Raw genomic sequence first — 13,109 nt, 5'->3', positions numbered from 1 at the left:
AGGCTACTCGTTCGTGATTGTGACCCATGACCTTGAAGTCCGAGTCGGCGCCCGTACCCTGCTCACTGCGCCGGGTGAGCAGCTGCGCGTCCAGCCGGGAGACCGGATTGGACTCGTCGGTCGAAATGGTGCTGGTAAAACGACGACTATGCGTATCCTCTCCGGCGAAACTGAGCCCTACGGTGGCTCCGTGGTGCGCTCTGGCTCGATTGGTTACCTGCCACAGGACTCACGCGAAGGCAACATCGACATCTCGGCCCGCGACCGTGTGCTGTCGGCGCGAGGCCTTGACCAAATCCGCCGGAGCATGGATCGCCAGCAGGAGATCATGGAGACCGCGACCACTGACACGAAGCGCGATGCGGCGATTCGGAAGTTTTCGCGTCTCGAGGAGCGCTACCACGATCTCGGCGGCTACGAGGCGAACGCTGAGGCCGCCCGCATTTGTGACGCGCTGGGGTTGCCGGAGCGTGTACTCGACCAGCCTCTGAAGACGCTCTCGGGTGGTCAGCGCCGCCGTGTCGAACTTGCTCAGATTCTCTTCGCCGCTACCGAAGGCTCAGGCAAATCCGCCACGACACTGCTTCTCGACGAGCCGACGAACCACCTCGATGCGGATTCGATTACCTGGCTCCGCGAATTCCTCAGCAGGCATGAGGGCGGCTTGATTATGATCTCGCACGATGTCGAGCTGCTCGAGGCCGTGTGTAACAAAGTCTGGTTCCTCGACGCGGTGCGCGCCGAAGCTGATGTGTACAACATGGGCTGGAAGAACTACCTGTCGGCACGCGCGACCGATGAGGCTCGACGTCGCCGCGAGTTCGCTAACGCGGAGAAGAAGGCCAGCGCACTGCGCAAGCAGGCCGAGAAGCTAGGTGCGAAGGCGACGAAAGCCCGTGCGGCCAAGCAGATGGTGGCTCGTGCTGAGCGTATGATGGATAGTCTCGACGAGGTCCGCGTCGAGGACAAGGTCGCCCACATTTCCTTCCCAGAGCCGGCGCCCTGTGGCAAGACTCCACTCAACGCCACGGGACTGACCAAGATGTATGGCTCGTTGGAAGTCTTCGCCGGTGTGGATCTTGCGATTGACAAGGGTTCCCGCGTGGTTGTCCTCGGTTTCAACGGTGCTGGTAAGACGACGCTACTGAAGCTACTCGCCGGTGTGGAGCGCACCGATGGCGAAGGCGGCATTGTCTCCGGCCACGGCCTGCGCATCGGCTACTTCGCCCAGGAACATGACACGATTGACCCGGACAAGACTGTCTGGGAAAACACCGTCTACGCCTGCCCTGACGTCAACGAGCCGGAACTGCGGAGCCTGCTCGGTGCCTTTATGTTCTCCGGCGATAAGCTGCAGCAGCCAGCGGGTACCCTCTCCGGTGGTGAGAAGACACGTCTAGCGCTGGCGACACTGGTTAGCTCCCGCGCAAACGTCCTGCTTCTCGACGAGCCCACTAACAACCTCGACCCTCAGTCCCGCGAACAGGTGCTCGACGCACTGCGTACATACACCGGGGCCGTCGTACTGGTTACCCACGATCCAGGTGCGGTCAAGGCGTTAGAGCCCGAGCACGTCATCGTGCTTCCCGACGGCACGGAAGACCTCTGGAGTGACGACTACATGGAAATCGTCGAGCTGGCTTAAGACGGATCCATTGGCCCAGGCAGGTAACCGTCCTGCTGGGCGAGCCTATACATCTCCGACTTGTTAAGGCTGTTCTCGGCCCGGCCAGCTGCCGCATACTTGGCTCGAATGCGGCCCAAGTAGTCCAACACGGTATTCGGTGTCAGCCCTGTCATCGACGCGACTCGCTTCGTCGACTCGCCGGAGGCGTAGAGCTCCAGTACCTCACGCTGGCGTTCTGACAAATCGACAGAATCGAGCAGGGGATCAGAGTCCACTACCGATGCCCATTCCGTAGTCAGCGCGCCCTTGCCAAGCGCCGCCAGCCGGACCGCAGACACGACTGTCTCCGGGGTTTCCGATTTCTGAACAACCCCCATCACTCCGGTACGCACTGCCTTTCGGACAAGGTATGGGCTTTCAGCTGACGAGAGAATGAGCACGTGGTCGGTGACCAATTCCAGCGAGAGCACGTTCTGCGCTGGATCTGAATTATCCGCCAGCCGCAGATCCAGCACGACCACATCCAGGCGATCATCGGTGCCCACATCAGCCAGTAGTGCCGGCACAGTTTGATAACAGCCGACGAGCTCAAAGTCTGGCTCTGCAGACAGCAGGGTTTCGAGCCCCTGCAGCGTCAAGGCATGATCATCAATCGCAGCAACGCGAAGCAAACGATCCGACTGCACGCTGTAATCTCCGATGTTGTCGGAGTCAATTGCAGCCGAGACGTCGATGGAAGCATTGCTCATTCCCGCAATGTTCTCCCTAGTCACGTGACATCACTATCCTCTCACCGGCTTCATCAAACCTTTGCACTCCATTGTCATCAGAAATGGATGCAAATGCACGTCTGCCCGGGGGCAATAGACGAATTGTTACCGATCCTTCTTCGGCGTTATCGATAGCTTCAAGGAAGCTCGGCATCAACTTAGCCACCGCGGAATCATCGTCGACAAGCGGAATACGGCGCACATCGGTGCTACCGGAAACGGCCTGCGTGTGATTGCGGTCATCGAGGAGCCGGACATGAACGCCTCTGGCCCGCGCGTCCCAAACAGCTTGGTGAAGTGACCCGACATTTAGATGCGGCGAACGTAGAACGTCTCGGAGGAGCTGCTCTGTGAGACGCGCACGCAACTGCAATCGCGGGGTCGGTTTATCCAAAACTGCAGCGGCGCTAAATATGGGACCGACCCGACGCTGCAGCCATTCGTAGTTGCTCTGGCTGCTGATTTCGTACTCTTTGGCAGCACCGGCAGCGTACAGCGCACGATTATAATCCTGAATAGACTGCGGAACGGTACGCATAAAGAAGCGGACCATGATGGACGTCAAAATTCCAGCGACCAGCATCACGGAGCGAACTAGCAGGTCGACTCCAGAGATACTGATGTGGGTGGAATCCGAGGGGGAAAAGGGGAAGAACTTGAGTATCTCCACCAGGATTGCGCCACCGAGCACTGAATTCAGTGCAACCCAGGGTCGGCCGCGGATGGCGAGCAATGCAGACGCAAAAGAAATTAAGCTAAAGTGCCAGAAATACGACCATTCCAAATTGTTTGGAATGGGCTGGTAAAGCCCAACCCCAGCTAATACAACAATTGCGACACCAATTACAAATGCGCGATTCAACGGCAATTGCGAATGGCGACCATACATAATCAGCCCGAGAAGACCGATCGCTAACGCCAGGCTGATTTGTCCTGCCGTCGTAAATAATTGCCCATTACTGACTAGGACCATGAACAACACGCCGACAATCGCGCCGTAGAACTGCCAGGAAAAAACAATCGACATTCCCATGAGGTCATACAGCGATGTCGTATGAGCCGAGGAATCGACTACATCTTCCTCTTCCACAGGAGAGGTATTACCGTGCCATTTGAGAATAACCTGAGTACCCTTCCCAGGTTTTGATTTAACGTCGGCATCTCCGCCACGAAGGGCCTCCATTCGACCTTTAACGCTTAATCGAATACCTGCACGATGCGAGTCAATTCCTTCGGGGTCGAACCCGCTGCCATCATCACGGAAATCAATGGAGACCTCTCCAGAGGCAACACGAATGTGGCACTTCTTTTCCGCCGTGGTACCTGCATGACGCTTGGCATTATTTGCCACCTCAGTTGCAGCTAATAGGAACGTGTTAGCAACTTCTCCTGGGAGACGAACTGGACCGCCTTCTTCGCTGGTATCTAGCGTTACCGAAATGTCAGAGCTCACCGACAGCAATTGCGCCCGTACAGCCTCCGCAAAAGTTCGACCGCTTACTGTTTGCCGAGGCGAGAAAAACAGCCCAGTCTGCTCGTCTAGCGAGAAGTCAATCTTAGAGCCCTTACCAATTGCAGACAGTGCGGCCAATACATAGTCATGAACATAGGCGTTGAAGCTACTCATTGCCTCTCCGCGGACACGCATACGCTCTGCTCTCTCATTGACCTTCCGAGAATTCTCGTAGGTGTAGTCAATAAGCCTTGCGACGGGTTGTGCAGAGCCCGCGATAATCACAAATGGAAAAGTGTTGATGAGATTGAATCCGACATCCGACAACATGTCGAGCCAAAAAGTGTGCCCCAGCAACCATGAATTAATGACGGCAATAAGTCCGGGAACAAATACCATCACGGACAAACTGATGTGGAGTGGCACTGTCAGCGCAAATGCAGCGAGGGCCAAACCTGAAAATGGGCTATACCAGAGTGCATTTCCAATGGAGTTATGAGGCAGATCCCAATAGGTTGAAACTAACATCAGGAAAACCAACATGATGTACATCGGTACACGCAGTGCGGCAATAAGGCCTCGCCGCGTATTGTTGATCACTGCCCAAATCAGCAACATATCGCTGAGAATGAATATGAGTAGTGATGCAAAAGGGAACCAGTGGCTCAGAAAGTTTTCTAAGGGGACAGAACGAATAGCCGATTCAATCTGCCACAAAAATCCGGTGACGGCAATAATAATCGCACCGGATCGCAGCACAGACATTTCAATTGATGGTGACTGTCCGGCAAGTGCCGAATCGGGATTCCACCTCTCCATGCGACAATCACATTCCTTTTGCTTATTGCCACTAGATAAAACTAATCAGGCTCTACAAGCGGTATGAAGCCGGACGAAATTCTGAAGAATTCGTCCACTTCGTGCAACATCCAACTGCCGCGCGGCCGATACCGCTTCAAGATCTGTTCCTGGTAAATAGTATCCCTGATTGGCGTAAATCAGGAGACGCTGGGCAAACGTGTTGGCATCTAATTCCGGGTGGAACTGCGTCGCATATGCATTGTGGCCCAACCGGAACATCTGCACTGGACAGTCCTTTCCAGTTGCCAGCAATGTAGCGTCGCCAGGAAGCTCTTCGATGGCCTCCTTGTGGCCTACGATGGCGTGAAAACGGGCTGGCAAACCTTCAAGAATTGGGTCTGTTTCTCCATCCGGCGTTGCAGCTACTTCGATTACAGCTGCCTGCTCCCCGTGCTTGCGGGAGACCCGTCCATGACCAGCAGTACCGAGCAGGCCGACACCATAACAAGCTCCGAAGAAGGGGAAATCTCGCTCGAGTACTTCTGCCAGCAAATCCTCAAACCAGGTCTCGACCTCCTTTTGTAGATAGCTCTTATCGTCGTCGGAGGCGTTAAAGGGACCTCCGCCAACGATTACTCCTGAGTAGTTATCAAGATTTAGATTGGCCGGACGCGATTGTTCCAGGCGAATTTGATGCAACTTCGCCGGCGCCAACCCACATCTCCTGGCAAATGAGAGATGTTCTGCGTGAGCTGCGGCATCTTCGCCACGTGTGGAAAGCAAGAGGAAGGGCTTGGCGGAGGTAAACATCTGTGGGAAAAGAATTTCGTAAAAAAGGGAGCTGGAAGGGACAGAGATTACTGCACCATTAGCATGCTCGGATTGGCAGCATGCGTACATACGTGCATAAATCGGGGGATGATTGACGCAACGGCCTGGAGGTTTACATCAGATACCTTTAGCCGAATCGCGTCGACTTCCTCCGGGTCAAAGTAACCGACGTCAGTGTAGAAAGACATTCTGCGGAGCAGTCCGTTAGCATTCATCTCTGGATGAAATTGGGTAACCCAGTTATTCGACCCAATCGAGTACATCTGCACCGGACAGGTTGGGCCTGTGGCAAGCAAAGTTGCGTGATTGGGAAGTTCCGCAACGGATTCCTTGTGGCCAGTTAACGCATAAAAAGCCGGAGGTAACACCGAAGCTATTGGATCCCGAGTAGCAGCTTCGGTGAGCTCTACCCGGGTAGAACCCGCTACTTCGCCGTGACGCAGGTTAACCAAACCACCCGAAGTAAAGGCCGTGTAGCTAGCGCCGTAGCAGATAAGCAGTGCGGGGACAGGACTCCTAAGTACGTCGTAAAGCACATCGTGCGAATACTTCTGCAGACCCGAATGCTCTAGGTCGGTGACGTTAAATGGGCTGCCACCGACGAATACTCCGTCATAGGAGGTCAGGTCGGGCAACTTAGCGCCGACAGCGTCGATGGTAAACAGATCCAACTGGCTGGGCTCAAGCCCGGTGGAATCCAGAAAGTCCTGGTACTCGGCTTGCCCCGCACCATCTGCTGGGCGGAGCGCCACCAACAAAAACTTACCCACACTCATAAATAGACAGCTTAGTCCATATTGAGTCAAATCTATGCATCTTCACCGGTCAAACGCGATAAATCCACGATAGAAAGCCGAAACCCGCTCCCGTTTTAGGGGAGCGGGTGGTACGGAACACTTTCAGGCCTAGCCTGAGTGGCTAGTCCTTGCGCCGTAAGCTGTCTTCAACTAAATCAAGCACGGAATCCAATTCGTCGACAGTGCGACCAGATGCCAGACGAACGATGATGCCATCGAGCATCAGCTCGAGAAAAAGCTGCATCGTGCGAACCGAATAATCCGACCGTAGAGAGCCGGATGAAGATGTCTGGGTCAATCGGTGGGCAACAGCGTCATCCAATTGATCCTGATGGCCCAACCATTGGCCCTTAAACTCCGGGTCGCTGCGAAGGCGACGGGCAATCTCAAGGCGAGTTCCCAGCCAGCCATGCTTGTCTGGGTTCGCCACGATATCACGCATTACTTCCACTAATCCGGAAGACTCCGCGACTTCCGCCATATTTGCGGCATCTTCTTCGGCCAATGCTAAGAACAGACCTTCTTTGGATCCGAAGTGATGGAAAATAGCACCGCGAGACTTACCGGTAGTGGCCTCTAAACGAGAAACCGTTGCGCCGTCGTAGCCGAATTCTGCAAAGCACTGCCGCGCGCCGTCGAGAATTTCGTGCCGCCGCTGAGCTAAATCCTGGTTACTCACTTTTGGCATAAGGAAACTCTTTTCTTGCCGGCGACACCCAGGGGGGCATATTTCACTGCATGACGTGGCAACGCCATTCCTATACTTCCCAAGCCTCATTTTGTTTGGGGTAGAGAAACCCGAGGCCGGCAGGGCGCTAGTCCGTGGGGTATGAATCCGCGGGCTAGCGCGACCTACCGGCCTCTAGAAGCGCTGCTTGCAATAAGCCCTAGCACGCACGAGTCAAAGGGAGATTAGTTGCCCTTGATCATGTTGCGCAGGACGAACTGCAGAATACCGCCGTGGCGGTAGTAGTCAGCCTCACCAGGGGTATCGATGCGGACAACAGCGTCGAAGTCGAAGGACTCGCCGTTTTCCTTGGTAACAGTGACCTTGACGTTCTTCGGAATGGAGCCGTTGTTGAGCTCCTCCAGACCGGCAATGTCGAAGGTCTCAGTGCCATCGATGCCCAGGGACTTCCAAGACTCACCCTCCGGGAACTGCAGCGGGACAACGCCCATACCGATGAGGTTCGAGCGGTGAATACGCTCGAAGGACTCAGCGATGACAGCCTTGACGCCCAGCAGCAGGGTACCCTTAGCTGCCCAGTCACGGGAGGAACCGGTGCCGTATTCCTTACCACCAACAACGACCAGCGGAGTGCCAGCCTCCTTGTAGTTCATGGCAGCGTCGTAGATGAATGCCTGCGGGCCACCCTCCTGGGTGAAGTCGCGAGTGTAACCACCGGTGACGCCGTCAAGCAGCTGGTTCTGCAGACGGATGTTAGCGAAGGTACCGCGAACCATGACCTCGTGGTTACCACGACGGGAACCCAAGGAGTTGTAGTCCTTGCGCTCAACGCCCATGGAATCGAGGTACTGAGCAGCCGGGGTGCCCGGCTTAATGGAGGATGCCGGGGAAATGTGGTCGGTGGTCACCGAGTCACCCAGAGCTGCGAGGACGCGAGCACCCTTGATGTCGGAAACTGGTGCCGGCTCCATTTCCATCTCGTCAAAGTACGGTGCCTTGCGGATGTAGGAGGACTTGTCGTCCCAAGCGAAGGTCTTACCCTCCGGGGTCGGCAGGTTCTGCCAACGCTCGTCACCAGCAAAGACGTCCTTGTAGTCCTCGTCGTAGAGCTCGGAGGAGATGGAAGCCTCGATGGTGGCCTCAATCTCTTCAGTGGACGGCCAAATATCACGCAGGAAGATGTCGTTGCCCTCTGCGTCCTGACCCAGAGCGTCGGTCTCGAAGTCGAAGTCCATGGTACCGGCAATAGCGTAAGCGATAACCAGGATCGGGGAGGCCAGGTAGTTCATCTTCACGTCAGGGGAGATGCGGCCTTCGAAGTTACGGTTACCGGACAGAACTGCGGTAGCAGCCAGGTCGGCCTCGTTGATGGCGGAGGAAATCTCAGCCGGCAGCGGACCGGAGTTACCGATACAGGTTGCACAACCGAAGCCGGACAGGTAGAAGCCCAGAGCCTCGAGGTCCTTCCACAGGTCAGCGCGCTTGAAGTAGCCGTTGACAACCTGGGAACCCGGAGCACAAATGGTCTTGACCCACGGCTTTGCATGCAGGCCCTTCTCGACAGCCTTACGTGCCAACAGACCAGCGCCAACCATGACCGACGGGTTGGAGGTGTTGGTACAAGAAGTGATGGAAGCGATGGCGACCATACCGTGGTCGAGCGTGTACTCGCCGCCCTTCGGGGAAGTGACGGTAATTGGGGAGCTCGGGCGACCTTCAGCGCTGTCAGCAGCGGACTCGCCGTGACCCTCGCGGGACTCGTTGTAGTCTGCAGCCAGCTCGGAAGTCGGTGCGGAAGCCTTGACAGTGCCCTTGATCTCGCCGTCGGAGTAGTTGTGCAGGTCCTTACGGAACTGTTCCTTGGCGGAAGCCAGCTCGATGCGGTCCTGCGGACGCTTTGGACCAGCGATGGACGGAACGACGGTGGACAGGTCCAGCTCGAGGTACTCGGAGTACTCAGCCTCCGGAGTGTTCTCGTCCAACCACATGCCCTGAGCCTTGGCGTAAGCCTCGACGCGCTCCAGGGTCTCCTTGTCGCGACCAGTCAGGGCCAGGTACTTGACGGTCTCATCGTCAATCGGGAAGATTGCGGCGGTGGAACCGAACTCCGGCGACATGTTACCGATGGTCGCACGGTTGGCCAGCGGCAGCTTGGAAACGCCAGCGCCGTAGAACTCTACGAACTTGCCGACGACACCGTGCTGGCGCAGCATGTCGGTGACAGTGAGCACAACGTCGGTTGCGGTAACGCCCGGCTGAATGTCGCCAGTCAGCTTAAAGCCAACGACGCGCGGAATGAGCATGGAAATCGGCTGGCCAAGCATTGCAGCCTCAGCCTCAATACCACCGACACCCCAGCCCAGGATGCCCAGGCCGTTCTGCATGGTCGTGTGGGAGTCAGTACCAACACAGGTGTCCGGGTATGCCAGGCCGTTGTTCTCGAAGACAACGCGAGCCAGGTACTCGATGTTGACCTGGTGGACAATACCGGTTCCCGGAGGAACAACGCGGAAGTTGGAGAATGCGCCAGTACCCCAGCGGAGGAACTTGTAGCGCTCATCATTGCGCTGGTACTCAATCTCGACGTTCTTAGCCAGAGCGTCTTCGCTACCGAAGGCCTCGATGATGACCGAGTGGTCGATGACCATCTCGGCCGGGTTCAGCGGGTTAACCTGATCCGGGTCGCCGCCGAGAGTCTTAACAGCCTCACGCATGGTAGCCAGGTCAACAACACAGGCGACGCCAGTGAAGTCCTGCATAATAACGCGAGCAGGGGTGAACTGAATCTCGATCGACGGATCAGCGGAAGGAACCCAGTTGGCGACAGCCTTGATGTGCTCCTCAGTGATGTTGGCGCCATCTTCGTTGCGCAGCAGGTTCTCACCGAGAACCTTCAACGAGTAAGGCAGCTTCTCCATACCCGGCACGGCATCAAGAGCGAAGTAGTCGTAGGACTTGTCTCCGACCTCAAGCTTGCGCAGGGCGTTGAAAGAGTTCTTGCTTTCAGCCACAGTCAGCTCCATTTCTATTCGGGTGAATTGTCGCCTTAACTGAAGAGACCGGCACTCGAATTTCGGCCCTCCACAAGGCATAGGTGCGATCACGCCGCCCCTTATCAACCAATTAAAGCAATAATCACGACGCGGGGCACACGAGCCCACGCACACGTTTTTAAGGAAGCGTTACCGTCCTTGCATCAACAATAACAGTACGAACGTTCTGTATGTAGATTACCCGCGGCGCGCCGAGTCAAGCTACCCCCGTTCACATCCAAGACAGGCCATTATAGAGAGGACAAACGAAGCAGCATCTCCGCCAAATTGGGGCGCGTGGAAACCATTCTCACGCAAAACAGGGGCACGATACGGAAGGCAGTTAATGCATACGCCAGCAGATTCACAGGCAGCGAAAGAAACCGTCGAAAAGGCGGTCGCTCAGCTACGCACCGACAACATCATGACAAATAACCCGCAGCTCCGAGAAGCGGTCCAGCCAATTGTCGACGATGCCGCAAATCGGGGGGTTCCCAATTTCAATATCATCTACCTGGATAGCGAGAAGATTTACCCCGTTTCCGAGCAAAAGAATACGGACATCTTTTCCTTTGCCCGCCAAGTGGCAGACCAAGTCGGCGGAACCACTGTCGTGCGTACGCCAGGCAATGTGGCCACCGCATCTGCCGATTTTCCCCGCGCAGCTATTGAACGCGCCGACCACGCAATGATGGAGACCCCACGAGACTATCCGGCGGGCCTAGATGCCTACTTGCACGAACTTACTAACTACGTCGTTCCATGGACTCTTTACAGCCTGATCGCAGGCGTAGTTATCGTCGCACTCTTCGTTGGACTGACGTTCTACTGGCTACGTACACGCCCAACCACCTAAGGGGTCGCTTTACGACGGGCACTGAACCTTGTCAGCCCCACCGAGTAGATTCATCGCCCCGGTTTTCCATCCCCAAGCCAGAGATAGGGTAAGTGCCCCACAAACTGGTAGCAGCGAAGAAACCAGGCTCCGCCTAAATTGGATAACACTGTTGCAGTCATCGTAATGATGTCAACGACTTTACATAGGTCAAGCGCCAACGCTTGACCTTTTTTCATGCCCATTACCCCGGATAACTACCCGGAATGCTTCGGCACGCCGACAGACCATCGAATAGTGACATAATTCACACAGAAAACTAGGGTCCGACATAATCGCAGGCCACGACGTATAACGAAAAGGTTACAAAGTAGGGGACGGTTGGTAATTTTGTTACTTATGTTTTTTTAGAGCTTTTTGACCCGTAAAGTGCTCTGTGATGCCAATAGTGGACTCAAGGGTCCAGTATTGACCAAAGAAAACTCGCGGGAGCGCTGGTGTTGCTTTTGGTCGTTGTTTCGGTTCGACGTTTCGTGCAGTTCCGCTCAAGACCAGAAGACAACAACAGGAAGATATCCAACGATGGGGAAGTCGCTGGTGTCGGACCTGAGGCGTGAACGCACCCATAGGAGAAATGTAGGAGTAACGCGGTGCCGAGTAATCGCAAAGTCCGTGCATCATATTGGACTCGTCCAATTGCCGGTATTATCACGGCGGGTCTTTTGGCGACGAACACCCAGGTTGCAGTTGCACAGCCACTAAATCCGAGTGACGCCCAGATTCGCCAAGCGCGCGAGGCGGCCTCTAACGCCGAGTCGTACTTGCAGTCCCTGGTCGCCGAGGTGACTTCTAGCGAGCGCCGAGTATCTGACCTCGAGCTACGCATGGGCACTCTCCGCGAGGACGTCAACAAGGCCATGGTGGACCTTGAAACCGCCCGGGATGCCGCTAACCGTGCACGCGACGCGGTCAACGAGGCTCGCGCTCAGCTCGATCGTTCTCGTGCTGAGCTCGCTAGTGCACAAAAGCAGTTCGACGAACTGGCACGGACAATCATGCGCCAGGGACGTTCCAGCGGCTCGATTCTTGAGGGCGCGCGAGACGCATCCGACGCTATTAATCGCCTGTCCGCCTTGCGCCGTGAAGCCGACCGTCAAGAGCAGACCGTTGACTCTCTGGACAAGAATCGAACTGAGGCTGCCAACCAGGAGTCGGCACTTCGCAAGAAGAGTGACGAGGCTCAGCAGGCGGAGGCGACTGCAAACCAGCGAAACACCGATGCTCAGAACGCGTACTCCGAGGCAAACCAGGAGCTTCAAAAGGAGCAAGCAGATTACCAGCAGGCTCAAGTTGACCGCGATGCCGCAAAAGCATCTTTGGACGCAGCCCGTAATGCGGTCAACGAGCTGAACTCCCAGCGCCAGAATTATGAGAACGAGCAGGCCCGCAAGGAAGCGGAAGACGCCGCTGCCAAGAAGGCCGCTGAGGAAGCTGCAGCTAAGACTCGTGCCGAGGCCCAGGCGAACCAGGCCGAAGAGGATTCCTCTTCTGAGTCCACAGATGAAAGCAATAGCTCCACTGGTTCTAACAGCTCCACTGGTTCTACTGGTTCTAACAGCTCCACTGGCTCGACTGGTTCTAACAGCTCCACTGGCTCGACTGGCTCCACCAGTTCCTCTGAGACGACCGAATCTACCGGCTCCTCTGAGTCCACCGAGACTTCGGAATCGTCTAGCACCGGCAGCGCGTCGTCAAGCGGCACCCCAGCACAGACTGCGGCGCCGACGAATCCGGAGACCGGTCAGAGCACCTCGGGTTCTTCCAGCCAGAAGGTTGAGACTGTCATCGCACGCGCGATGGGGCAGCTCGGTGTCCCATACGCATGGGGCGGTGGCAACGCCAACGGCCCGACCAAGGGTATCCGTGACGGCGGAGTAGCTGACTCCCACGGCGACTACAACAAGATTGGTTTCGACTGCTCGGGACTGACTCTGTACGCCTACGCCGCTGTTGGCATTGACCTACCTCACTACACCGGCTACCAGTACCAGCGCGGAAAGCACTACCCGGCATCTCAGATGAAGCGTGGTGACCTGCTGTTCTGGGGCCCGAATGGTCACGGCCACGTCGCTATCTACCTGGGCGATGGCAAGATGATTGAGGCACCACAGTCCGGTTCTGTGGTTAAGATCTCGCCAGTCCGTTATAACGGAATGACACCGAACGTTGTCCGCCTCGTCTAGTTTCTAACGACGTGTTCTACAGGTCGGGCGAC

At 56.1% G+C, this 13,109-nt stretch carries 9 protein-coding genes; 3 read left to right on the top strand and 6 right to left on the bottom strand.

What is annotated here, in order from left to right; genetic code table 11:
• The first annotated feature begins 13 nt into the window (after positions 1-13).
• On the top strand, positions 14-1,645 hold the full coding sequence (locus HMPREF2651_RS07160) for an ABC-F family ATP-binding cassette domain-containing protein (protein WP_070586015.1): 1,632 nt from the start codon (positions 14-16) through the stop codon (positions 1,643-1,645).
• On the opposite strand, the gene HMPREF2651_RS07155 is transcribed toward HMPREF2651_RS07160, so the two are convergent.
• From HMPREF2651_RS07155 to acnA, 6 genes are all read right to left on the bottom strand, one after another.
• On the bottom strand, positions 1,642-2,400 hold the full coding sequence (locus HMPREF2651_RS07155; RefSeq protein WP_224786551.1) for a response regulator transcription factor: 759 nt from the start codon (positions 2,398-2,400) through the stop codon (positions 1,642-1,644). The genes HMPREF2651_RS07160 and HMPREF2651_RS07155 overlap by 4 nt on opposite strands.
• Positions 2,393-4,669 carry a sensor histidine kinase gene (locus HMPREF2651_RS07150; RefSeq protein ID WP_049181025.1) on the bottom strand — a complete coding sequence of 759 codons (2,277 nt, stop codon included), beginning with the start codon at positions 4,667-4,669 and terminating at the stop codon, positions 2,393-2,395. Before HMPREF2651_RS07150 ends, HMPREF2651_RS07155 begins: the two co-directional genes overlap by 8 nt.
• A gap of 45 nt (positions 4,670-4,714) precedes the next feature.
• Positions 4,715-5,461, bottom strand: coding sequence for a glutamine amidotransferase (locus HMPREF2651_RS07145; RefSeq protein ID WP_080972836.1), 747 nt, complete (start codon positions 5,459-5,461; stop codon positions 4,715-4,717).
• A 47-nt stretch (positions 5,462-5,508) separates the two neighbouring features.
• A complete protein-coding gene (locus HMPREF2651_RS07140; RefSeq protein WP_049181092.1) occupies positions 5,509-6,258 on the bottom strand; it encodes a glutamine amidotransferase-related protein in 750 nt (249 codons plus the stop codon).
• A gap of 142 nt (positions 6,259-6,400) precedes the next feature.
• Positions 6,401-6,967 (bottom strand): TetR/AcrR family transcriptional regulator, encoded by a 567-nt coding sequence (locus tag HMPREF2651_RS07135; protein WP_038625405.1) that lies wholly within the window; start codon positions 6,965-6,967, stop codon positions 6,401-6,403.
• Positions 6,968-7,191: 224 nt separating this feature from the next.
• Complete coding sequence (gene acnA, locus HMPREF2651_RS07130) at positions 7,192-9,978, bottom strand: aconitate hydratase AcnA (protein ID WP_204370571.1); 2,787 nt, start codon at positions 9,976-9,978, stop codon at positions 7,192-7,194.
• 367 nt (positions 9,979-10,345) lie between these two features.
• Here acnA and HMPREF2651_RS07125 point away from each other — a divergent pair, with 367 nt between their 5' ends.
• Together HMPREF2651_RS07125 and HMPREF2651_RS07120 are read left to right on the top strand one after the other, a co-directional pair.
• Entirely contained in the window at positions 10,346-10,855 is a 510-nt protein-coding gene (locus tag HMPREF2651_RS07125) for an Rv1476 family membrane protein (RefSeq protein WP_049181027.1), read from the top strand.
• Positions 10,856-11,484: 629 nt separating this feature from the next.
• Positions 11,485-13,077: a DIP1281 family NlpC/P60 protein gene (locus HMPREF2651_RS07120; RefSeq protein ID WP_070586014.1), complete on the top strand. Its 1,593-nt coding sequence runs from the start codon at positions 11,485-11,487 to the stop codon at positions 13,075-13,077.
• Positions 13,078-13,109 lie beyond the last annotated feature (32 nt).

This window comes from Corynebacterium sp. HMSC063A05 (assembly GCF_001809695.1).
GTDB classification, from domain to species: Bacteria; Actinomycetota; Actinomycetes; order Mycobacteriales; family Mycobacteriaceae; genus Corynebacterium; species Corynebacterium amycolatum.
Note: the sequence above shows the minus strand (reverse complement) of the source record. Positions and strands in the feature narration are given on the sequence as shown.